The organism is Ochrobactrum sp. PL_is501, assembly GCF_055816895.1.
The window spans coordinates 147,393-169,272 of sequence record NZ_JBVPGR010000034.1; the positions used below are offsets into that span (position 1 = coordinate 147,393).

Below are 21,880 nucleotides of genomic sequence, written 5' to 3' on the forward strand. Positions count from 1 at the left end.
GTCCCCATGGAAATCACCGATCACAAAGCTTCCGTTCGCGAACGTGTGTGGAACGAGCTGCGCAAGGTCGCCGTTCCAGATAGCCGTTTCCATTTCGACTTTGGGGAATTCATCGCGGACTTCGAAGGCGGCGAGGAGGCGGTGGCCCGTCTCACAAGCCATCATTACTATCAGAATGCCGATTTCATTTTCATCACGCCCGATAATTGCCTTGATCGTCTCCGCCTGCAGGCGTTGAAAGACGGCAAGACCGTTCTGATAACGACTTATTCGATCAAGCGCGGTTTCTGGGTGCTCGACCCGAAGCTGATTTCGTCGGATCTCTATCTTTATGCCTCGACGCTCGACGGGATGGAGCGCGTGGGACAACCGGTCACGCTGAAAGATATCTCGGCCATGCCTGTGGTGGACTACATGGTCACGGGCACTGGCGCAATTAATCTTGAAGGCGTCCGCTTCGGCAAGGGGCATGGCTTCTTCGATGCCGAATGGGGCATGCTATACCAGCTTGGCCGCATCACGGCTGCAACACCAGCAGCCGCTGTCGTTCACGACTGTCAGGTATTGAGCGAAAAGCTTACGCCCGATGTTTACGACACGGTGGCGGACGTGATTTTCACGCCGACCCGCACCATTGAGGTGAAGGACCCGCACAAGCCAACCTGTGGAATCATCTGGGACCGTCTCGACCCCGTCATGTACGACACAATCCCCCCACTTCAGGAATTGAAGGCCATGGGACTGTAAGCATCATGCTCTGAAACCTGGAAAGCCGGATGGGTCTGCCCATCCGGCTTTCCCGTTACATACCAATCACGAGCTTCCACGCAATAGACCACATCGTAACCGCGATAACGCCTTCCAGAATACGCCACGAAGAAGGCCGGGCGAAAATTGGACGCAGCCAGCGCGCACCGAAACCCAGCGAAAAGAAGAACACGAAGGACGCGGTGATAGCCCCCGCGGCGAAAGACGTTTCAAAACCCGGAAACTGCGTGGAGATTGTTCCCAGAAGAACGACCGTATCCAGATAGACGTGCGGATTAAGCCATGTCAGCGCGAGACAGGTCGCCAGCGTCTTGGTCAGGCTTACGGACGCCCCGTTCGCCGTCGCCAGCGCGGCAGACGACGTAAAGGCAGAATGAAGGCTTCGCGCACCGTACCAGATGAGGAAAGCCGCACCGCCGTAGCGCATGACAGGATCAAGCGTTGGCATGACGGCAGCGATCTTCTGGAAGCTTGTGACACCGATCAGGATCAGGATGGCATCCGATATGGCACAAGCAAGGCTTACAGCGAACACGTGCTCATCGCGTAGCCCTTGCCGCAGGACAAAGGCGTTTTGAGCACCGATGGCAACGATGAGGGTAAGGCCCATGGTGAGGCCGGTGACATAGACTGAAGCATTCATAAATGGTCGCCGTCTGGGAGCAAGTTAGGCACTTGGATACCGAAAGTCAGGGAGTTAGAATAGTTAAACTTTGTAATTCTGATTAAGGGATACTAATGATCGACTATTCCGCCTTGAGAGCAGTGGCGATGGTAGTTCAGACAGGCAGCTTTGAGAAGGCGGCGCGGGCTTTGAACGTAACCCCTTCCGCGATCTCGCAACGCGTCAAACATCTCGAAGAGCGGCTTGGGGTCGTCCTCATTGAGCGAGGCTCTCCGTGCGCAGCCACGGAAAAGGGCGACTGGCTCTGTCGTCATATCGAACAGGTGGGCATGCTCGAACGCGAACTTCTGACGGAATTGCCAGGGCTGTCCGGCAGCGAAAATGCCGCACAGCGCGTAACGCTTCATATCGCGACCAATGCCGACAGTCTGGGCACGTGGTTTCTGAAAGCCATCTCGCAGTTCAGCACGGCATCGGACTATCTTTTCAACATAGCAGTCGATGATCAGGATCATACTGCCGAATGGTTGCGGCGCGGGCGTGTGGTTGCCGCCGTCACCGCCCTGCACAAACCCGTTCAGGGCTGCCGTCTCACCCCGCTTGGCGTGCTCCGCTATCGGGCTACCGCCTCCCCTGAATTCATCGCACGGCATTTTCCGGAGGGCATAACCCGCGACGCTATTGCCAAGGCTCCAGCACTGACATTCAACCAGAAGGACAGGCTACAGGATGCATGGGTACGCACCGTCCTAAAAACCGATATGGCTTGCCCCACACATTGGCTTCCATCGACGCAGGCCTTCGTCGATGCCAGCTTGTCCGGCATGGGATGGGGGATGAATCCGGTGCAATTGGTGGACCAACATTTGACGTCCGGGCGGCTGGTTGAGCTGATCCCGGACACGCCGCTGGATATTCCGTTGTTCTGGCAGGTCAACCGCCTCGCGGCAGACAGGCTTGCAGATCTTACACAGATGGTCTTGTCGACCGCGCGACAGGAACTCTCCCCTTCGCGGGAATAAACCGGATCGCTTCTGCCAAATTTATTGGCGCGCATCCTGATGGCGCGAAATGCGCGTCAAAAAAAACGCACGGAAACAAAAAGCTATAGCTCCGATGTGATCGAAGCCTATGCTAAAAACGGATAGCCGGGGTAAGGTTTTTCCTCCCCTGACGGTCAATCACTATCTGTTTTCTTGAATGTGAACAGCGATTGAGCGATCCATAGACGATGAAGCTCCTGTTTCTCATCGCTGCGCTGATCGCCCTTGTTTTCCTCGGCTGCTATTTGCAGATGTTCTTTGCCGTGCCGTGAAGGTCAGTTAATCCCGTTTCCTGCCTCCAGAAGTCGCAGAGACGGAATGTTCGAGACAGCAATGTGCGCAAAAAAGGCAGGATCAATGATCCTGCCCGGTTTGTGCAACGCCGGCCGCTTCTTCGCAGACCCTGACATGTTCTGCCAGCGCCTCGAGTTGCAAGAAGGCGCTGATGCTACAGATATCCCGCTTCTGAAACTTGGGAAGCTCCTGAAGCTCCTTCAATCTGGTGAGAAGTGCACCGCGGTTCATGGTTTCTCCCTCCATCTTTCTGGCTATCCGCAAGATTGGTGTTAATCAGGCTGCCCGCACCTTCGCTTTCGTTTTCAAGGGAAGTTCGATATCGACTTCGAGCGTCGACATCTGGTCGCCCCGGTCCATTTTCACGCTGACCTTGTCGCGATCAATCTGGATATGTTTGGCGATGACAGCGAGGATTTCCTCCCGCAACACCGCAACCAGATCAGAATGTTCGTGTGACGCCCTTTCATGGGCGAGCAAAACCTGCAAGCGTTCGCGCGCTTGTGGCGCGGAAGCAGGCTTGCTGAAAAAACGAAACAGGCTCATGCCGCTCTCCTTCCGAAAAGTTTACCCAGAAGGCCGCGCTTTTCGGATGGAACAGTCATCGGCACTTCTTCACCGGCAAGGCGGCGGGCTGCGTCGAGATAAGCCAATGCAGGCGCACTGCGCTGATCGGCAAGCGTCACGGGTGAACCAATATTGGAAGCCCGCAGAACGTCCTGGCTTTCCGGGATGATGCCGAGAAGCGGAATGGACAGAATTTCGAGAACGTCATCAACCTTCAGCATGTCGCCGCGTTCGGCGCGCACCGGATCATAACGGGTCAGCAGAAGATGCTTTTCGACACGTTCGCCGCTTTCGGCCTTGAGCGTCTTGGCATCGAGCAAGCCGATAATGCGATCGGAGTCACGCACCGACGACACTTCAGGATTCGTTACGACAACCGCCATATCCGCATGGCGCATGGCAAGCGTGGCTCCGCGCTCGATCCCGGCAGGGCTGTCGCAAATGATCCAGTCGAACTCTTTCTTGAGCTCTTCCATGACGCGGTCAACGCCGTCAATGGTCAGGTTATCCTTGTCGCGCGTCTGGGAGGCCGGGAGCAGATACAGCGTCTCAAGGCGTTTGTCCCGAATCAAAGCCTGTGGAAGCTTGGCATCGCCCTGAATGACATTGACCAGATCGAACACGACACGGCGTTCCGCCCCCATGACGAGGTCGAGGTTGCGCAGGCCGACATCGAAGTCGATAACGACAGTTTTCTCGCCGCGTTGCGCCAGCGCGGCGCCGATTGCAGCGGTCGATGTCGTTTTGCCAACGCCACCCTTACCGGAAGTTACAACAATCACTTTTGCCATATTTGTCTCCTGTATCTCCCGCGCGCCTCCAGAGCATCCGTTACCGGGTATAGAAAATGCTCTGCTTTTCTTTTGTGGCACTCAAACGTGCCTGACAATTTGGTTGGACATACGCTTTCCCGCAGCGTTTTGCCCTTTTGCGAGCATGCTAGCTCAGCGTTTCCGCCATCATATAATCGCCGTCGAGCCAGAGCTGGACAGCCTGTCCACGCAATCTGCTCTCCATGTCCTCGGCCGTCTTGTAGAGGCCGTCGATAGCGACAAGCTCGGCTTCCATCTTGCGGCAAAAAATGCGCGCATTGGCGTTTCCGGCTGTTCCGGCCATCGCACGACCGCGCAATGCTCCGTAAACGTGGATCGAACCGCCGGCCACCACTTCCGCACCGGATGCAACAGAACCGACAATCGTCACATCGCCGTCAGGAAAATAGACAGACTGCCCGGATCGAACCGGCTCGGTCACAACCATGGAAGGCACGGCCTTGACGAGCTGTACCGATGCTGGCGCAACCGGTGCATGTTCCCTCGGTTTCGTTTCCGCAATCTCCGGGTCGAAATCGGCGGCTGGTTGCCCCCCACGCATCGCAGGCGGCATGCCGGGACCCAAAAGAGAAGGCCTGGCATTTTCGAAGCCGGTAATCCACACGCCACGGCTCACCAGATCCTCAAGCAGCTGAACCAGTTGCGGGCGCTCGATCGATACATTCTCCAGATCGAGAACAATCGGGCGGTTCAGGAAAAACCCCACCGAACGTGCTGCCAAATCATCCAGCTTGTCGAGCCAGCCGTCGAGCGGTAGTTCAGGCGAGAGCACCAGCGCCAGAAAGGACCTCCCTTTCAAGCGGATTGGACGAGACTGTGTTAGCACTTGATTCATCTTGGTTAAAAAACGGTTTATCCGGTCTATATGCGCAATGGTTAACAGATGGTTAATTTCTGAAGCCTGAATGATCCCGACAGCCAAGGCAGTCGGCTCTTTTTTGACACTCAGAGCATAACAATTGGATCAGCGATCCACTCCAGGCACAGAACGCAACATTGTACCCGTACGGAATGCCGAAATCGCTTCCAGCCGGGAAACGACTCAACTTTCTCTTGATTATAGCCGGATATCTTGACCGATAATTGCCGTTTCTTCGCCCTTCCACAGAAGACGCAACGGAAAATATAAAATTAAATTTCAATCAAATGTGACGTTACGTAATGTATTACAAATTTATAATATGTTTTTATTATGAGATGCGGGGAGATAAGTTTAGGCATCACCAAGAATAATCAAGTTTCTGCCGCACCAATTAAAAGTATACTCTAATCCATTTGCAATTTTTCTATGCCTGTCGAATGGGAAATCGGTATTTTCATGCCCTCCAGCCAGAGGCCTCATAAACAAACTCAAGCACAAAATTCGCGCCATACCGTCAAGAAACCTTCATCGCGGTGACGATGAATATAGCGATAGAACAATTGCTGTTTTCCGGTCGTCTTTTTGCTTCATCAAGCACAGCTATAGAGTGGTGCCTCTGCGCACTATCCAACGCAAAGCCGCTTCGCACTTTTGCTGAAAATACTCCAGCTGCAATCGGCAAATTCTGCCGAAAATGCCCGAATACGAAATAAATCTTGGAAGGTTCCGCTCAAAGGAACCGCCTCGCGTTTGGGCGGGGGGCTTAGGGGCGCGAGGCGGGCGAGCTCTCAGGAGTGCACGCACTAGGAAAATGGAACGTTAGCTCCGATTCTGGAACTAACAATACGTTCCAGCGTGAAAAAATACGTGATTGCAGTGCAAAAAAGCCCGAATAGTTGGGGGAGAACCATCACGGATCACTGGAGTTCGCAATCTGTAACCCGTCGGGCCTGCTCGCTCAATTCACAAGCTTGCAATGCTGATATGCACTGTCAACCGCACCCAAATTAAAAACCGCCTCGCAGCGAATGAACGCGCTGAGGCGGCGTACCTCCTCCGAAAGCCCCCAATCGAAGAAGATGGCAGGAACTTACTCACAGCTTTGCCGAAAATAAATAGACAATTTATCGGTACACTTGAAAATCCGGTGAACAAATCGCCCAAGAGTTGAAGACCGCTCGAACTTCGAATTTTCCGCGTCGATATCTTTGGCGGGAGGCTCGGCTGAGGGAAGACCCGCTTCCATTCTGGGGCGCATAGCTTCCACTGTGAGATCAGCTTGAGCTTTTACCGCCACCGCCCCACAAACATACATAAATTTCAGTAATTTCTGAAAATTATAGAGTTTTATAAAGGGGTTGCTTTCTGAATGAGCGTGTTTATTGTTCCCTCCACTTGGAGGAGGGAGTACCGCCCCAGCGCGCTCGATCGCTGCGGGGCGGTTTCTTTTTAGCTACCCGAAAATGCATATCTGCCTTGCAGCATTGCCCCTTGTAAGCGGTAACCCATATCCCTATCTTGGCGTTGTTCGGTTTTACTCCTCCTCCCAAAAACCGAACCCAAAGCGCGATACTCCTCCTCCCAATCGCGCTTTATAGATTCGCCCACTGCACACTCCTCCTCCCAGTGCAGTGGGCGTTCTCTTTTCTGGCCTCTCCCCGAACTCCTCATTGACTTTCTTCAATCCGAACTGATGATGCGCTGGCTCTTTCAGTTGTTTTAAGGGTTGAGGGATAATTTCGGTACTCGGCGCGGCAGGGGAGCGGGGTTCCATGTATTTCAGCAAGATTTTCAATTCCGCCAGGCGGGTGCATGGAGCGCCCTTGTTCTGGCTGGCTTTTGTTCTGCTCTTGCAGATCGTACTTCTGTCGTTGAGGCTTAATGCGCCGATCGGCCCCATGTATTGGGATAGCTACATCTATTTTGATGCTGCCCAGCGCATAAGAATGGGGCAGATTCCGAACGTGGACTTCTCCACCCCCGCAGGACCGCTTGGTTATTATCTGTTTGCGTGGGGACAAACCCTGTTCCCAAAAGCGCAACCGCTGTTGCTTGTTCAATGGTCCCTTTTGGCTATCGCGGCGCCTCTGATGGCATGGGTGCTGGCGCAGCTTCAACCCCGGAACCGGATGACCGGTGTTTTTCTTCTTGTTCCATTTCTGGTTTTCGCGATCTTTCCGGCCAATACACAGAGCTTTTATCCCTATCCCGGATTGGACGGTTTCGGGATTTATAACCGCCACACGTCGCTTCTGCTTTACGTGCTGATATGCGGCCTGATGTTCATACGTGACGGCGCGAAGCTTGCGCTTTTTTGCGCGGCAGCCATGCTTGCACTCTTCCTTATGAAAGTTACGGGCTTTCTTGCGGGCGGCTTATTCGGTCTTGCGGCGCTTCTGGCCGGAAGAATCTCAATTCGCAGCGTAGCGCTGGCTGCTATGACCGCCATCACGGCAATGTTGGCTCTGGAACTGAATAATGGAATTGTCAGCGCGTATGTTCACGATATCACGACATTGATCGCATTGAATGAAGAGGCGCTATTGCCGCGCTTCCTCACCGTCATATCGTTGAAACTCGATGTCATCGTCCCGGCAGCGGTTCTCGTTCTGGCCCTTTTCTGGAGGGAGCAGCGCCTACCCGGAACGCAAGGCCACTTCTTCGATCGGGGTTCCGTCTGGCTCGCCATCGGGCTTCTGGGCGGCGTCATTCTTGAAACGCAGAACACCGGCAGTCAGGAATTCATTTTTCTTTGGCCCATCCTGCTCATGATCTTTCAACGCGTGAAACCCGGCAGCGAGAAGTTCAAGATCGTCTTCGTCACGCTTGCCGCCTTCTGTGTCATTCCGACTTTCACCAAGGTCACACACCGCACCTTGCGAGCCGTGGCCGTCGCGCCGACTTATGTTCAACCCTCTTTGCCGGAGCTGAAGAACTTGGGCCAAGTGCTTACGCGACCTGATTTCCTGAAGCGGGCAGAACTTTTCCAGTCCCATTATCCAGAGAACAATGCCGCCTATGACGTATTGGCCAAACAGGGCCAGCTACCCAGTTGGCAGCTTTATTCGGAAATTGACTTTCAGGTTTTCTGGCTCCTCTCTGCAAACCAGATGGTGGAGGATTTGAAAACCTTCGAAACCCGCAACAATATCCGCCTGCAAAGCATCATGTCGCTCGACTTCGTCAATCCGTTCGCCTGGATTTTGGACCGCGACGCCACACGACATATCCAGATCGGCGCTGACCCGTTCCGCACAGTGCCAGCTCTGTCCGAACGAACGAAAGCCGCCGTGGAAGCAACCGATGGCATATTGCGCCCGAAATGTCCGACGACGACCAATCGTCTTGCCCTGCAGGAAATATACGCCGAAGCGCTAAAGGACCGATCCGTTATCGCTTTGAACCCATGTTGGGATTTGCTGCTTCGCCATGGTCTTATTCCGTAAGTGGAATCCACTTACTTGATTTGAGCCTTGACGAAATCCCGCACAATCCGGACGATGCCGCGCGAAAGCACTTCATCCAGCGCCTTGATGAACGCGTCCACATGCTCGCGGCCGCAGATCAGCGGCGGCTCGAGGCGAATGACATTGCGGTTATACTCGGTAAAGGCGACCAGAACCCCATGATCGCGCAGCAGATGGCTGCCGATAAAGCCGGGGAGCGAACCTTTCAGCTTTTCATCCAGCATTCCCAGAACAGGCCGCAGCACAGCTGGCATTGTCTGGGAAAAATCATGGAACTCCAGTCCCACCATCATCCCCTTCCCGCGCACGTCTTTCACAAGGGCGGGATAGCGGCCCTGCAACTCGCTCAGCCTTTCCAGAAGATAATCCCCTACCTCGGCTGCGTTATCGATCAGATGCTCATCGTATAGAACATTCAAGGCTTCAATGGACGTGACGCAGGCTTCGCCGATCCCGCCAAAAGTCGCCATCGCATGGATCATTGCAGTCTTGGGCGTGCCATAGGCCTTCATGTAGATGCCACGGCGCGCGATCATCGCGGCCATGGCTGTCTTTCCGCCGCCAAGCGACTTCGCCAGCGCAGTGACGTCTGGAATGACGCCATAATGCTCGAAAGCATAGAATTTCCCGGTTCGTCCCAACCCGCACTGCACTTCGTCGGCTACCCAGATCACACCATACTGATCACACAGGCCACGCAGCTTCTGCCAGAACTCTGCATCAGCCTGAATGATGCCGCCGCCGCCCTGCACCGTTTCAAGCACGATCACCCCGATTTCAGGGTCCGCGCGAAACGCTTTTTCAATGGCGTCTATATCGCCGAAAGGCACGCGCACAGTGTTGTCGACCAGCTTGAATTCGCCGCGATAAAGCCCGCCATCCGTGATGGACAGAACGCCCTTGGTCTTGCCGTGAAACGAGTTTTCAGCATAGACGATCTTCGGCTTGTTCGGACCGGCGGCGCGCTCCGCGACCTTGATTGCGGCTTCCATCGCTTCCGAGCCGGAAGATCCGAGAAACACCATGTCGAGATCGCCGGGCGAACAGGCTGCAATGTCATAAGCAAGAGCAGCCGCATATTGGGACATGAAGGCGATTGCAATCTCGTGGCGCATCTCTTCCTGAAACTGTCGCCGTGCTTCCAGAATGCGCGGGTGATTGTGACCGAAAGCCAATGACCCGAACCCGCCGAAGAAATCGAGGATCGGGCGCCCGTTCTGGTCGTAATAATACATGCCTTCCGCACGCTCGATCTTCACCTTATGAAAACCGAGCAGCTTCATGAAGTGAAGTTGGCCCGGATTGAGATGAGCCGTGAACAGTTCCGTCATCTGCGGCAGATCGAGTGCTTTTGCTTCGTCAACAGTCAGCAGTTTCGGCTTTGGCGTTGTGTTGGACTGGTTCATGTCTGCCTCTATACAGCTTCCAGTGCCGGGGCGTCGGAGGATGCAGCTTCGATCTTTTTGCGATACTCGCGATAGGCTGCGATCAGCATATCCTCGTCCCGATATTGCGGCACCCAGCCAAGCTCGCGCTCGCCCTTTGAAACATCCAGGACGCACATTTCATCGGCAATCAGATATTGTTCCGGGTCCATGATCGGCATGTTCATCCAGTCGAGCACGCCCAATGTCCGCTTCACCGCCCAGGCAGGTGTCGGCAACAAGACGGATTTTGATCCTGCATGGCGGACGAGATCTCCGAGCAGCTTGCGAACCGGGGGCGGGTTGAGCGAACCGAGATTATAGACCTCATTAGGTATACCCGCCTTGAAAGCAGCCCGTGCCGCCTCGGCACAGTCGAATACCGAAATAAACTGATAGGGATTTTTGCCCGAACCGATCATCGGCACCGGCAGATTGTAATCAATCAGCTTGAACAGCTTTTCCAGAATGCCGAGGCGTCCGGGGCCGATGATAAGGCGCGGACGAAACAGGGAAATATTCATCCCCCGCTCGCGCCATTCAATGGCAAGTTCTTCGGTCTTCAGCTTGGAAAGCCCGTACTCGCCGAGCGGCTTGCAGGGATGGTCTTCCTTCTGCGGCCATGTGTAGGTGTGCCCGTACACCATGTCGGTGGTGAAATGCACAAGCTTGTTCGCCCCTGCCGCATCCATCGCCCTGATGATGTTTTCCGTCCCGTAATAATTGACGGGAAAGAAGAAATCATGCCGTTTTGCCCGGACCTGTATCGGCGAGAGCATCTTGGCCGACAGATTGTAAATCACGTCGTCGGCACGAATGCCCAACCTGCGGACTGCTTCCGGATCGGTTACATCGGTCGCGACGAAAGCGACGTCGGCATAGTGCGACAGATCGCTTTTCACGATATCCGCGACAATGACCTCATGGCCATCGCCAAGAAGTTTGGGAGCGAGATAACGCCCCACAAATCCATCACCGCCGAAGATTATGTGTCTCATTGCGTGCCCCCTCGCTCAACCCCGCGTCTGCTGGTTCACATTCGTCTCTGCCTTCGGTTCGGATGATTTGCCGCTTTGCGCGATCAGGACCGTTCCGATGCAAATGAACGCGATGCCTGCGATCTTGTATGCGCCCAGGCCCTCCTTGAACAAAAACCATGCGAACAGAGCCACCGCCACATAGGCAAGGCTGAGGAACGGATAGGCGAAGGAAAGATCGACCTTGGACAACACGTAAAGATGCGATGCCATGGAGATGACAAAGGTCAGAAGGCCCGCAAAAACCCACGGATTGAAAACGATCTGGAACACGCGCTGGATCAGTGTGTCTGCTGAGAAACTGATCGGCCCGAGCGTCAGCATGCCGTATTTCAGCATCAATTGCGCGGCGGCATTGGTCATGACCGTGAACAGGATGAAGGGAATATATTTCATCACGTTTCCTAACCTGCCTCACTGAGCGTCAAAGCCGTGCGGCGCCAAAAATTGGAATTGAAAGCCTTGTCGCGGAAAAGTTCGAAATCGCGCCAGCGCGGATAGCTTGCTGCAAACGTTCGGGCGTTCATCCTCTGATCCTTATAGGGGTTGACCCGACCGGCGGCCTCGACGGTCATCCGGTCCAGACGGTCCAGCAATTCCAGCGTCTTTCGGCCACGATTGGGGAAGTCCATGGTCAGCGTATATCCCGCCATTGGAAATGACATAAGACCGGGAGACTTCACCGACCCGAAACGTTTGAGCACAGTCAGGAACGATACCTGCCTCGCCTCGCGGCTCGCCGCGAGCATTGCCGGAATGACGGTTCTGGCAGCATCAAGCGGGATCACGCTTTGGTGCTGGTAAAGCCCTGCCGGGCCATAAAGCCGGTTCCAGTTTCGGATGGCGTCGAGAGGATAAAAGAAGTTCCGATACCGCACTCCATGCGCTGCCGTCATCCGTCTCTTGCGATGAAAATAGGCTGTATTGAAGAGCGCAAGGCTTGCCCTGTTCAACACGGGAAACGGCAAGTCAAAAGGCACGCCGAGGCGCGCAGATGCCGCGATATGCGCGCCGCCGGGCGCGGCAACATGATTGCCGACCATCAGCAGGCCCCTACCATTGGAAAGCTGATCGACCCAGGCCACGGCATATTCATTCTCACTATCGGCAATCTCGGCCATATCGAAATATGCATCGAGATTGGCGAAGGGCAAAATCTTCTCCTCAACGTCGAGACCGCTTACACGCATAAGCCGGATCGTTGCGCGGAGGATCAATCCGGTCAGCCCCATTCCGCCGATTGTAGCTCGAAACAGGTCGGGGTTTTCCGCTGCGGAGCATCTATAATGAACACCGTCCGAGCGAAGCAGGTCCAGCGCGTCGACATGGCACCCGAAACTACCCTGCCGATGATGGTTCTTGCCATGCACGTCATTGGCAATAGCGCCACCGAGCGTCACAAACTGGGTGCCGGGCGTAACAGGCAGAAAATAACCATGCGACGCAACATGAGCGATGATTTCGCCCAGAAGCACGCCGCTTTCCGCCGTCAGCACTCCCCGGTCGGGATCGAAATGCACTATTCTTCTTCGCGCCTGCATGGGCACGAGGAAGCCCGCATCGTTGTGGCAGCTATCACCGTAGGAGCGACCATTGCCGAATGGCAACAGGCTGGCATCTTTGGGCAAGGTGCGCGTGAAATCAGTCTCCAGCCTCTCCAGCGAAAGAGATCGGCGCTCTCGGCGATCAACACGCCCGAAGCTGTCGAAGGACTGTTCCATCAGCGCATTCCAGCCACAAGAAGCAACACCGCGCCAAGCGTGATGACGAGTTGGCTGCGCCAATCCTTGGCAAGAAAGAGAACGGGATCGTCATCCATGTTGCCCCGATGCGCCAATATCCAAACGCGAACATTCATATAGAGCACCATCGGACCGAGCGGCCATATCAGCCAGGGATAGGTATAGAGCGTCTTGACCGCATCGCTATTGATATAGAGCGCCAGAACCAGCGCTGCGGTAAATGCGGCTGCCACCCCGCACTGCCCCACGATATCGCGATCTTCGGGGCGGTATCCCCGCCCGGCGATCTTGTCCTTTTCCGTCGCTACCGCGCCTTGCAGCTCGACATAGCGCTTCGCCAATGCGAGCGAGAGGAAGAAGAACATGGCAAAGGCCATCAGCCAGAAGGACGGCGGAACATGTGATGCCGCCGATCCTCCCAAGAGCCGCAAGCTGTAAAGCCCTGCGAGACAAATCACGTCGCCCAGCAGCATGCGTTTCAAGGCAAATGTATAAGCGGTCGTGAGAACCAGATAGGTGACGATTGCCAGCGTGAAAGCCGGCGGCAGGAAGAAGCAGATGAAGGCCGTCAAAAGCAGCAACAGAGCCGCGACCGAAAGGCCGAAAGGAATGGAAATCTGCCCCCTTGCAAAGGGCCGCTGATTTTTTCGCGCATGTCTCCGGTCCGCCGGAAGATCGGAAATATCGTTGACGATATAGATCGCAGACGCTGTCGCACAAAAGGCAATGAATGCCAGGCAACCCGCAATGAACACGTCCGGCTTCACTATATCATGCGCCAGAGTGGCAGGAACAAAGACCAGCAGGTTCTTCAGCCATTGATGAACGCGCAGCATCCGGGCATAGGTTCGGATAGTCGGCTTTCCGGCATTGAAAAATTCGCAGCCGTTTCGCTTCTGGAAGCGCGCCGCTGCGCGATCAGGTGCCACGACAATCGCCTGCCGCGCCGCATCGAAAACCGGCAAATCGTCGCGATCATTCCCCGCATAATCGAACCCCTGCCGCCCATAGCGCTCCACCAGCAGTTCGGCTCTGCTTTTTGCGGAAGATTCTTTTGTCAGGGACGTTGAGCAGACCTCACTGAAGATACCGAGTTCCGACGCGACAGCAGTCGCTACCGGTTCCGGAGCTGCCGTCACCAGCACCAACATGCGTCCAGACGCATGTTCTGCGCGCAGAAAATCCAGAAACTCGGTTCGATAAGGAAGTCGCGACGCATCCAGCGTGACGCGGCCCGCCACCTGTTGCCTGAGATATGCCTTGCCGGAGAGCAGCCAGACCGGCAACATGAAGACGAACAGAATGTTCTTTTTCAGAAGAAGAAAAATGCCTTCCCACAGCAGATCGGTCGAAACCAGCGTTCCGTCCAGATCGACTGCCAGCGGCACATTCCTGCTGCCCTGCCCCCGCGTGTCCATTTTTAGCCCTTTACCGCCCGAGCCTCTCTTGTAACGGGACCGCGACAGAAGCCAAATGAAAAATGTACTTTCTCGATATAGTTTGCGCTAAACGCGCATTCCCGCTGCAAAACGGGTCGAGAACCTCATTCTCGGTCGCAACCGCTTGCCAATCGCTGTTTACTTTGCGGGGACGATCGGTTTCGGCCTGAACTCCGGCTTGATAGCCTTGAGCGCCATGCGGTCCACCAGCGCGGGCGCTATAAGCTTCAACCAACGCCCCAGCCGCATCTGCCGGGTCATCAGCACTTCCCGTTTGCGCGCCTGCACGCCGTCCAGCATCAGCCGCACGGCTTCTTCGACCGGCATCATGTCATCCTCGCGCACGCCGCTCGTTCCAAGAGCGGCCCCGCTCGCACTGTAGCCCACCTTGCGAATGTCGGTCTTCACGACACCCGGATAGACGATTGTCACGGATATGCCGCTTGGTTCCAGTTCCGCGCGAAGCGCCTCGCAGAAGCCGGAAAGGGCGAACTTCGTTCCGCTGTAGGCCGTGCGTCCCGGCACGCCGATCAACCCGGCAATGGATGAGACCGCTACAATCCGCCCCTTGCTTGCAGCAAGATGGGGAAGTGCGGCATGGATAGGCCAGACACTGCCCCAATAGTTCAACTCCATCAGATCATGCATCCAGCCGAGATCATCCGGCTTGATTTCGGCAAAATTGGCATGGGCCGACATGCCCGCATTCACGATCAGCGTATCGATGCGGCCATAGGCGGACACCGCCTTGTCAATCAAAGCGATGCAGGCAGCGCGATCTTTCACATCGGTTGGCACCACGAGGGCAGAACTGTCCAGCTGCCGCAATTCGGCTGCCAGATTTTCCAGCTTGTCCACATTGCGTGCGGCGAGCACCAAAGCAGCATTTGCACGGTCGCGTCGGGCAATCTGCCGTGCCGTTTCGGCACCGATACCATCCGATGCTCCCGTTATGATCGTCACATCCATACCAGGCCCTCCCTGCCTATCGATCAGACGACAGGCAAGGTACAGGCAGGCCAATCCTTGCGTCCAGTGGTTTAAACCTTACGCGCCAGGATCGCGGCTATGGCGAGGCCACCAATCAGCGATATGTGCTCCAGTGCCACCGTCATATCCCGGAAAGCTTCTTCTCCTTCTTTCGCCCAGAATGGATGAGCGACCGGAATGGTCAGGATCGTAAAGACCGCAAGAGCGCCACAAGCCAGCCAGGTTCCGCGATTGAAGATAATCATCAACGATCCGCCGATTTGCAAAAGCAGGGTCGCGCTGTTGAACAACCAGCCCGGATAGAGGCCGAAGCTCTCCATTTCCGCGACATTGGCACCGAAATCGAAGAGCTTGGCCAGGCCGCTGGACCAGAAAACAAAGGTGAGAACGATCCGCGCCAGCAAAAGACTGACGCGGGAATCGAGAATGTTGGCAATGAAGCGCGGCATCAATCAGCCTTTCCGCCAGTGATCCGGTTGACCTTGAATGCCACGGCAATCGCAATTGCCGGTGCGAGCGCGAAAATCACCGAGAGCCAGAGCGAGGCATTGGCCGCGCCTTCCACGCCGCCAGGCACTGCAATACCGGCGAAATTGGCAACCATGCCCGCACAGGCCGTCCCGAAGGCGATGGCGAAAAGCTGCACGGTCGTCATGCCGCCTGCGGCAAGGTCCTGCTCGGTCGACGGAGCGCTTTGATAAACACGGGTGACGAGGCTCGGCCAGGCAAGGCCGATCCCGAAACCGATCAGGATGAGCCCAAGGCAGACGGGCGCGAGCAATGACCAGTTGCCGCTACCGTGAACCGGAAGGAATACGGCGAGCAACACGAGGCCCGCAAGCGCGAGGATAGGGCCAGCCGCGACAAGTTTGTCGCCGCCCTTCTCCTGCCATTTGGAACTGAGGAAGGATGCCACTGTCCAGCCAATGGCCATCAGTGCCGCCAGATATCCCGCCCATAGCGGAGACTGGCCATGCAGGTGTTGAAGCAGGTAGGGCACGTATATTTCGGGCTGCATGCTGAGCATCAAAAGCGCGATTGTAAGGTAAAGCGCACCCAGCGGCGTCGACAGGCTGAACGAGCGGCGCGGCAGGAGGCGGGCCTTGGCATCGCGGTCCACGACCGCAATAATGGCAATCATGAATATAGCAGCTCCCAGTCCAACGATCTTCCATAGCGTCTCCTGAGACAGGCTCCCTGCGGATACCGCAAGGACAGCGCCGGTCAAAAGAATGAGTTGAAGAACGGGAATGGAAACGCGCTCATTCTTGTCCCAGCTCGAACGCGGCAATGTTGCGAATGCGACCACAGCGAAAAGGCCCGAAACGGGCAGCAACGACCAGAAAGCGGCGCGCCATGCGCCATATTCGGCAAAGATGCCGCCAATCGCCGGACCGATCAGTGTCGCCACGCCAAACATCGCGGAAATGAGACCGATGGCCCTGCCCCACAGACGCTCTGGCAGCACGACACGGGTCAGGCCATAGGCAAGCGCATAAAGGAAGCCGCCGCCAAGGCCTTGCACGCTCCGCCCCACCAGCATCACAGGCATATTGATAGCCAGAGACGAAATCAGTGTACCGGCCGCGAACAGCAAGGTCGCCACGACATAGGCGCCCCTTGGACCCGCACTTTTCAGAAGCCGCGCAGTGAGTGCGGCACCCAGAATGGAGGCAACGACGAACAAGGTCGTGGCCCAGGCATAGAAATCCATGCCGCCAATATCCTGCACCACGCTCGGCATGACTGTGGTCGCGATGTACATATTGACCGCGTGGAGCGTGACCCCACCAGCCAAAGCCAGGGCATAGAGGCCATTTTTACCGCTTAGAAGCTCACCCCAGCCAGCGGGCTTATAGCCCGCGTCCCCCGCCGGAATTGTTTCTTCGATCGAACTTTGCACTGTCGGCCTCCGTGAACTGAATTGTTGCCGACGGGTTTATAGGACCTCAACCTTGGTTGAGGTCAATAGGCTATTTCGACTGAAAACATCAGGATTTAATCGGCCAAATCCAAAACAAAACCGCCACTGCGAGCGAGCACAATGGTGGTGGGGAAAACTCGGCTCGGACGCTCGAAAGTCAGGTGAGATTGCCGGTCTTGGCCATCAATCTTCTGGGGCCGGCACCCTGTTGCCCGAGGATGTCGTCCGGATTTCGCAACGGGCATTCGGAAAGCGAGAGACAACCGCAACCGATGCAGCTTGTTATCTGGTCACGAAGCTGCATCAGACTGTCGATACGCTCCTGAAGCATGCCTTTCCAGGCTTCCGAAAAGCGTCTCCAGTCTTCCGCTGTCGGAACGTGGTCATGCGGAAGGTCTTCCAGCGCCTCACGAATGATCGCGAGCGGGATACCTGCGCGTTGCGCGATCTTGATAATGGCAATGCGACGCAGCACGGCGCGGTGATAACGTCGCTGGTTGCCCTCTGTGCGCCAGCCCTCGATAAGCCCCTTGGTTTCATAGAAATGAACCGTAGAGACCGCCACGCCAGCGCGCCGGGAAACGTCACCAACTGTCAGGCTTTTCTTGAGACCTGAATGTTCCATATCGTCAAACTCGATCATGCCGAATGTGTAGGCCTTTGAGCACATCCCGAAAAGTGTGAAACGGCTTTTGGTTCAGATGCGCGGAAGAAAAGCGCTCCAGCCGCGCGCCATCGCAAGCATCTCATAAATCCGCGTCATGTCTCAACGCGCGATAATTGCGGCGCGCCCATAGCAACGGGCGAGAATGCAGCGGCAAATCGGTATTCGTTACCAGCCCGGCAAAAAGCGTGTGATCCGCCATCGGAACACTGCCTGCAAGTTCGCAATCAATCGCAGCTGACGCCCCGAAAAGATGCGGCCTGCCCGACGGCCATTCGCCCCACACGCCAATTAGAAATCTTTGCCCATGCGGTATTTTGCCTGCAAAAGCATCGCCGATCATCTCCTGCCCTTCCGCGAGCATGGCGAGTGAGAAGCCGCCATCGGAAATGATCGCCGTTGCCAGTGCGCTGTCGCTTTTGACCGAAACCAAGACCATCGGCGGTTCGGCGGAAAGCGACAACACCGCTGTCACCGTGCGACCGTGGGCTTCGCCAGCATCGCGCGCTGTCACCACGGACACGGTCGCGGCCATACGCGACATCACATCCGCGAACTCTCGTTTCGAAACAGCGCCAATTGCGTCGCGGTCTATATGCAGCACGTTCGTGTTCATCATGTCAGACAACCTTCGGCTTCTGTCCCTGCTTAGAGCGGTTCCTGTTTGACGGCATCGTCAGAACCGCTCTATCTATTTGTTTTTTCTGCATTTCCGAACGCAAAACCGTTTCACACTTTTGCTGGAAATGTTCTGGCGCCGGTCGGAATCGCCCCGCAGCGTTTCCGACCGGCCATGGCCTTACGTCGGGATGTCCGTTCGGCCATATCGGCTCCAAACAGCTATTCGGAATGCTGTTTCAGATAGGCGATCATGTTTTCGAGGTCTTTTTCCTTGGTCAGTCCGGCGAAAGCCATCCATGTGCCTTTCACCATGGCCTGCGGTTTCTTGAGAAAGCTCTTTAGCTCATCCTCGTTCCAGACCAGCCCTTCGGACGCCGCCTTGCGCATTGCATCCGAATAGGGATAACCCGGATAGGAGGCGGCCTTGCGGCCCACCACGCCCTTCAATGACGGGCCGCGTTTGCTCTCATCGGCATCCGCCGTGTGGCAGACGGAGCATCGCTTGAAGAGTTTTTCTCCCGCGGCAGCATCCGCCCCTTCACCAGAGGCGGCTGTCGAAACAATGAGAGCAGTGGAAAAGGCAAGGGGAACAAGAAGGAGCGACAAGCGCATGGACGATACTCCAGATAATCGGCCATGCTTCTCTAGTTCCTCAACCTTGGTTGAGGTCAAGAGCAAATCTTGCCTGCCTCCTCACTTTTTAAGCACCGCTCGCAGAAAAATTCGCGGCAGCGCTTAACACAGCCCGTATCGACGCGGTTGCGATATCGTCATCGATCCCGACGCCGAAAACTTTCCGCCCATCCTGCGTCCGACATTCGATATAGGCCGCGGCCTGTGCGTAGGTGCCTTTTTTGAGCGAATGCTCGTGATAATCGACGATTTCCAGTTCGATATCGCAACCGGCCTGCAATGCCGAAACCGCACTTGAGATCAATCCGTTACCGCGCCCCGTTATGGCGATTTCCTTGCCGCGATGCCGGATTCGCCCGGCAAAGACACGCGGCTCGCCGCTCCGCGCCGGTCTGCTTTCCCTGTAATTCAGAAGCTCGAATTCGGCGTTTGCGTTCAAATGATACAGGTCGCTAAACAGCGTCCAGATCATTTCAGAGGTCGTTTCCTTGCCGGTATCGTCGGCAAATGCCTGTACGCGACGGCTGAAATCGATTTGCAGCGGACGCGGCAGTTTCAGCCCCCGGTCCTGTTCCAGCACCCACGCCACGCCGCCCTTTCCCGACTGGCTGTTCACGCGAATGACGGCTTCATAGCTCTCGCCGATATCCTTCGGGTCAATGGGCAGGTAAGGCATTTCCCATATTCCGTCATTACGCGTTTCATGCGCGGCAAAGCCCTTGCGGATAGCGTCCTGATGCGAGCCGGAAAAAGCTGTATGGACCAGTTCGCCTGCATAGGGATGGCGCGGATGAACTGGCAAGTCATTGCAATGTTCCACCGTTCGCACGACGGAACGCATCTCTGGAAAATACAGTTTTGGGTCGATGCCCTGCGTATAGAAATTCAGCGCCAGCGTAACGAGATCGACATTGCCAGTGCGCTCGCCATTGCCGAACAGACAGCCCTCGACACGATCAGCGCCTGCAAGCAGGGCCTGTTCCGTTGCAGCCACCGCTGTGCCCCGGTCGTTATGCGGATGGACGCTTATGATCACGCTGTCGCGGCGGGAAAGATTGCGGCAGAACCATTCGATCTGGTCCGCATAGACGTTCGGCATTGCCACTTCAACGGTAGCAGGAAGGTTGAGAATTACCTTGTTTTCCGGCGTTGGCTGCCAGACATCCAGAACACGTTCACAGATTTCCAGCGCAAAGTCCGGCTCGGTAAAGCAGAAGGTTTCCGGTGAATATTCAAACGTCCAACGCGTCTCGGGTTGCTTCCGGCTTTCCTCCAGCATGGCCGTTACGCCACAGACGGCCAGGTCTATTATCTCGTTCTTTTCCATCTTGAACACAACGCGACGGAAAAGCGGCGCTGTCGCATTATAAAGATGGACGATGGCCTGACGTGCGCCGCGCAGGGATTCAAAAGTGCGTGCAATCAGGTCGGCACGCGATTGGGTGAGCACCTGAATGGTCACATCGTCGGGTATCAGTTCCTCTTCGATCAGGCGGCGGACAAAATTGAATTCCGTCTGCGAAGCTGAAGGAAATGCAACCTCGATTTCCTTGAAACCGATTTCCAGGAGCATGCGATAAAAGCGCATTTTCTTGTCGCCATCCATCGGGTCGGCAAGCGCCTGATTGCCGTCGCGCAGGTCTGTCGATACCCAGCGCGGCGCCTGCGTCAAGCGCCGGTTCGGCCACTGGCGATCCGGCAGTTCGATTGGAGATATGAAAGGACGGTATTTGCTGTCCGGGTTCTGCAACATGATAATAGTTCCTTCGGCTGCGCGGAGCAGCGACTGCGACAATGGGAAAGGGATTGACGGCAGATTACGACCGCCGGGATGCCATCAGGCCCAACGGTCGCCGGTAAGTCGAAGGAGAAGAAGCAGGGACGCCAGTCGCGCATTGCCGACCGGAGTGTTCAACTCCGTCGAAACAACTGTGTTGTGGCAGGCGCAAGCGGACACGTTCAGGCTTTCTGGAAAACTGGCTTCTCCACCCGATAATAGACGTGCCCATATTGGCATTCTTGCGCATCAGGGTCATAATAGAGCGCAAAAGGGTCAACCCATGTCGCTGAACTACCCTGCGCCGCTTGCACTCGCCCTATCGGCCCTGGCGCAAGATGACACGTCTTTTGCCGGACCGCCGCACCGCCATCAGGATGCGCAACTGATCTATGCGCGATCCGGCGTGGTATCCGTCACAACGGAGAGCGGAACCTGGGTCGTGCCGCCAAATCGTGCGGTGTGGGTACCGCCGATGGTGGAACATGCAACGCGCAGCCATGGACCGGTCCAGTTTCGTACGATCTTTGTCCGTTCGGATGCGGCCCGCTCCCTTCCCCCGTCCTGTGGCGTGGTGGAAGTTTCGCCATTATTGCGGGAATTGATCCTGCGTCTGGTTGAATTGCAGGACCAGCCTGTTACATCCTTTGCACAGCGTATCAGCGAACTTTTGCTGGAAGAACTGACCTTTCTCCCCACGGAACCGCTCAATCTTCCAACGCCTCTGGATCAACGGTTCCGCAAACTTTGTGAAGCCCTGCAAGCGGAGCCCGATACAGAGCTGTCCCTTGACGATGCCGCTGATCGAACGGGCATGAGCAGACGCAGTTTCATGCGACACTTCGAGCGCGAGACCGGCATGACCTATGGCCGCTGGCGGCAACAGGCACGATTGCTCGCCGCCCTGCCCGCCTTGGCCGCGGGAATGCCCGTCGTCACCGTTGCGCTGGACTGCGGATACCAAAGCGCAAGCGCTTTCGCCGCAACGTTCAAACGCAGCCTCGGGCGAAGCCCGGCAAGTTATTTTTCCTGAAATATTCACAAAGTTGTGTGATGGCAACCGAAGTGAAAACGAACATTTTCAATCGCTTATATTCCGGGGCATTTCGACCGCGAACTTTCTGGCCTTGATTTAGCCCTCCTGATCGAAGGGAGAAATTGACAGTCCGG

General features: G+C 55.9%; 21 protein-coding genes. 4 read left to right on the forward strand and 17 right to left on the reverse strand.

Annotation, left to right across the window (positions count from 1 at the left end; genetic code table 11):
- Positions 1–6 precede the first annotated feature (6 nt).
- On the forward strand, positions 7–747 hold the full coding sequence (locus AC0TOF_RS10755) for a 5-formyltetrahydrofolate cyclo-ligase (RefSeq protein WP_473768226.1): 741 nt from the start codon (positions 7–9) through the stop codon (positions 745–747).
- A gap of 55 nt (positions 748–802) precedes the next feature.
- On the opposite strand, the gene AC0TOF_RS10760 is transcribed toward AC0TOF_RS10755, so the two are convergent.
- Positions 803–1,411, reverse strand: coding sequence for a LysE/ArgO family amino acid transporter (locus AC0TOF_RS10760; RefSeq protein WP_122001117.1), 609 nt, complete (start codon positions 1,409–1,411; stop codon positions 803–805).
- 95 nt (positions 1,412–1,506) lie between these two features.
- Between AC0TOF_RS10760 and AC0TOF_RS10765 the strand changes: the two genes are divergently transcribed.
- Positions 1,507–2,415 (forward strand): LysR family transcriptional regulator ArgP, encoded by a 909-nt coding sequence (locus tag AC0TOF_RS10765; RefSeq protein ID WP_473768227.1) that lies wholly within the window; start codon positions 1,507–1,509, stop codon positions 2,413–2,415.
- Between the two features lie 375 nt (positions 2,416–2,790).
- Here AC0TOF_RS10765 and AC0TOF_RS10770 read toward each other — a convergent pair whose 3' ends face one another.
- The 4 genes from AC0TOF_RS10770 to minC all read right to left on the reverse strand — a co-directional run bounded on the left by AC0TOF_RS10770 (position 2,791) and on the right by minC (position 4,965).
- Positions 2,791–2,961, reverse strand: a complete 171-nt coding sequence (locus AC0TOF_RS10770) for a hypothetical protein (protein ID WP_006468450.1) — start codon at positions 2,959–2,961, stop codon at positions 2,791–2,793.
- A gap of 45 nt (positions 2,962–3,006) precedes the next feature.
- Entirely contained in the window at positions 3,007–3,276 is a 270-nt protein-coding gene (minE, locus tag AC0TOF_RS10775; protein WP_006468449.1) for a cell division topological specificity factor MinE, read from the reverse strand.
- Positions 3,273–4,088, reverse strand: a complete 816-nt coding sequence (gene minD, locus AC0TOF_RS10780; RefSeq protein WP_122001119.1) for a septum site-determining protein MinD — start codon at positions 4,086–4,088, stop codon at positions 3,273–3,275. The genes minE and minD overlap by 4 nt, the downstream gene beginning before the upstream one ends.
- A gap of 148 nt (positions 4,089–4,236) precedes the next feature.
- Complete coding sequence (gene minC, locus AC0TOF_RS10785; protein WP_473768228.1) at positions 4,237–4,965, reverse strand: septum site-determining protein MinC; 729 nt, start codon at positions 4,963–4,965, stop codon at positions 4,237–4,239.
- A gap of 1,799 nt (positions 4,966–6,764) precedes the next feature.
- On the opposite strand from minC, the gene AC0TOF_RS10790 reads away from it, so the two are divergent.
- A complete protein-coding gene (locus tag AC0TOF_RS10790) occupies positions 6,765–8,438 on the forward strand; it encodes a hypothetical protein (protein ID WP_473768229.1) in 1,674 nt (557 codons plus the stop codon).
- Positions 8,439–8,449: 11 nt separating this feature from the next.
- On the opposite strand, the gene AC0TOF_RS10795 is transcribed toward AC0TOF_RS10790, so the two are convergent.
- From AC0TOF_RS10795 to leuA, 12 genes are all read right to left on the reverse strand, one after another.
- Positions 8,450–9,865, reverse strand: coding sequence for an aspartate aminotransferase family protein (locus AC0TOF_RS10795; protein ID WP_473768230.1), 1,416 nt, complete (start codon positions 9,863–9,865; stop codon positions 8,450–8,452).
- 8 nt (positions 9,866–9,873) lie between these two features.
- Entirely contained in the window at positions 9,874–10,881 is a 1,008-nt protein-coding gene (locus AC0TOF_RS10800; protein WP_473768231.1) for an NAD-dependent epimerase/dehydratase family protein, read from the reverse strand.
- 15 nt (positions 10,882–10,896) lie between these two features.
- A complete protein-coding gene (locus AC0TOF_RS10805) occupies positions 10,897–11,316 on the reverse strand; it encodes an EamA family transporter (protein ID WP_473768232.1) in 420 nt (139 codons plus the stop codon).
- A gap of 8 nt (positions 11,317–11,324) precedes the next feature.
- A complete protein-coding gene (locus AC0TOF_RS10810) occupies positions 11,325–12,641 on the reverse strand; it encodes an FAD-binding oxidoreductase (RefSeq protein WP_473768233.1) in 1,317 nt (438 codons plus the stop codon).
- Complete coding sequence (locus AC0TOF_RS10815; RefSeq protein ID WP_473768234.1) at positions 12,641–14,080, reverse strand: UbiA family prenyltransferase; 1,440 nt, start codon at positions 14,078–14,080, stop codon at positions 12,641–12,643. Before AC0TOF_RS10815 ends, AC0TOF_RS10810 begins: the two co-directional genes overlap by 1 nt.
- 159 nt (positions 14,081–14,239) lie before the next feature.
- On the reverse strand, positions 14,240–15,070 hold the full coding sequence (locus AC0TOF_RS10820; RefSeq protein WP_473768235.1) for an SDR family oxidoreductase: 831 nt from the start codon (positions 15,068–15,070) through the stop codon (positions 14,240–14,242).
- A gap of 71 nt (positions 15,071–15,141) precedes the next feature.
- Complete coding sequence (locus tag AC0TOF_RS10825; RefSeq protein ID WP_473768236.1) at positions 15,142–15,540, reverse strand: DoxX family protein; 399 nt, start codon at positions 15,538–15,540, stop codon at positions 15,142–15,144.
- Positions 15,540–16,994, reverse strand: coding sequence for an MFS transporter (locus AC0TOF_RS10830; protein WP_473768237.1), 1,455 nt, complete (start codon positions 16,992–16,994; stop codon positions 15,540–15,542). The genes AC0TOF_RS10825 and AC0TOF_RS10830 overlap by 1 nt, the downstream gene beginning before the upstream one ends.
- A gap of 178 nt (positions 16,995–17,172) precedes the next feature.
- Positions 17,173–17,640 (reverse strand): redox-sensitive transcriptional activator SoxR, encoded by a 468-nt coding sequence (gene soxR, locus AC0TOF_RS10835; protein WP_162997308.1) that lies wholly within the window; start codon positions 17,638–17,640, stop codon positions 17,173–17,175.
- 121 nt (positions 17,641–17,761) lie between these two features.
- Complete coding sequence (locus tag AC0TOF_RS10840) at positions 17,762–18,298, reverse strand: flavin reductase family protein (protein ID WP_109986766.1); 537 nt, start codon at positions 18,296–18,298, stop codon at positions 17,762–17,764.
- Positions 18,299–18,519: 221 nt separating this feature from the next.
- On the reverse strand, positions 18,520–18,912 hold the full coding sequence (locus AC0TOF_RS10845) for a c-type cytochrome (RefSeq protein WP_109986765.1): 393 nt from the start codon (positions 18,910–18,912) through the stop codon (positions 18,520–18,522).
- Positions 18,913–19,000: 88 nt separating this feature from the next.
- Positions 19,001–20,686 carry a 2-isopropylmalate synthase gene (gene leuA, locus AC0TOF_RS10850; RefSeq protein WP_473768238.1) on the reverse strand — a complete coding sequence of 562 codons (1,686 nt, stop codon included), beginning with the start codon at positions 20,684–20,686 and terminating at the stop codon, positions 19,001–19,003.
- A gap of 307 nt (positions 20,687–20,993) precedes the next feature.
- Here leuA and AC0TOF_RS10855 point away from each other — a divergent pair, with 307 nt between their 5' ends.
- Positions 20,994–21,743 carry an AraC family ligand binding domain-containing protein gene (locus tag AC0TOF_RS10855; RefSeq protein WP_473768239.1) on the forward strand — a complete coding sequence of 250 codons (750 nt, stop codon included), beginning with the start codon at positions 20,994–20,996 and terminating at the stop codon, positions 21,741–21,743.
- Positions 21,744–21,880 lie beyond the last annotated feature (137 nt).

Coding starts and splice junctions, on each gene's coding strand:
- AC0TOF_RS10755 (WP_473768226.1), top strand. CDS start 7: ATGGAAATCACCGATCACAAAGCTTCCGTTCGCGAACGTGTGTGGAAC.
- AC0TOF_RS10760 (WP_122001117.1), bottom strand. CDS start 1,411: ATGAATGCTTCAGTCTATGTCACCGGCCTCACCATGGGCCTTACCCTC.
- AC0TOF_RS10765 (WP_473768227.1), top strand. CDS start 1,507: ATGATCGACTATTCCGCCTTGAGAGCAGTGGCGATGGTAGTTCAGACA.
- AC0TOF_RS10770 (WP_006468450.1), bottom strand. CDS start 2,961: ATGAACCGCGGTGCACTTCTCACCAGATTGAAGGAGCTTCAGGAGCTT.
- minE (WP_006468449.1), bottom strand. CDS start 3,276: ATGAGCCTGTTTCGTTTTTTCAGCAAGCCTGCTTCCGCGCCACAAGCG.
- minD (WP_122001119.1), bottom strand. CDS start 4,088: ATGGCAAAAGTGATTGTTGTAACTTCCGGTAAGGGTGGCGTTGGCAAA.
- minC (WP_473768228.1), bottom strand. CDS start 4,965: ATGAATCAAGTGCTAACACAGTCTCGTCCAATCCGCTTGAAAGGGAGG.
- AC0TOF_RS10790 (WP_473768229.1), top strand. CDS start 6,765: ATGTATTTCAGCAAGATTTTCAATTCCGCCAGGCGGGTGCATGGAGCG.
- AC0TOF_RS10795 (WP_473768230.1), bottom strand. CDS start 9,865: ATGAACCAGTCCAACACAACGCCAAAGCCGAAACTGCTGACTGTTGAC.
- AC0TOF_RS10800 (WP_473768231.1), bottom strand. CDS start 10,881: ATGAGACACATAATCTTCGGCGGTGATGGATTTGTGGGGCGTTATCTC.
- AC0TOF_RS10805 (WP_473768232.1), bottom strand. CDS start 11,316: ATGAAATATATTCCCTTCATCCTGTTCACGGTCATGACCAATGCCGCC.
- AC0TOF_RS10810 (WP_473768233.1), bottom strand. CDS start 12,641: ATGGAACAGTCCTTCGACAGCTTCGGGCGTGTTGATCGCCGAGAGCGC.
- AC0TOF_RS10815 (WP_473768234.1), bottom strand. CDS start 14,080: ATGGACACGCGGGGGCAGGGCAGCAGGAATGTGCCGCTGGCAGTCGAT.
- AC0TOF_RS10820 (WP_473768235.1), bottom strand. CDS start 15,070: ATGGATGTGACGATCATAACGGGAGCATCGGATGGTATCGGTGCCGAA.
- AC0TOF_RS10825 (WP_473768236.1), bottom strand. CDS start 15,540: ATGCCGCGCTTCATTGCCAACATTCTCGATTCCCGCGTCAGTCTTTTG.
- soxR (WP_162997308.1), bottom strand. CDS start 17,640: ATGGAACATTCAGGTCTCAAGAAAAGCCTGACAGTTGGTGACGTTTCC.
- AC0TOF_RS10840 (WP_109986766.1), bottom strand. CDS start 18,298: ATGATGAACACGAACGTGCTGCATATAGACCGCGACGCAATTGGCGCT.
- AC0TOF_RS10845 (WP_109986765.1), bottom strand. CDS start 18,912: ATGCGCTTGTCGCTCCTTCTTGTTCCCCTTGCCTTTTCCACTGCTCTC.
- leuA (WP_473768238.1), bottom strand. CDS start 20,686: ATGTTGCAGAACCCGGACAGCAAATACCGTCCTTTCATATCTCCAATC.
- AC0TOF_RS10855 (WP_473768239.1), top strand. CDS start 20,994: ATGTCGCTGAACTACCCTGCGCCGCTTGCACTCGCCCTATCGGCCCTG.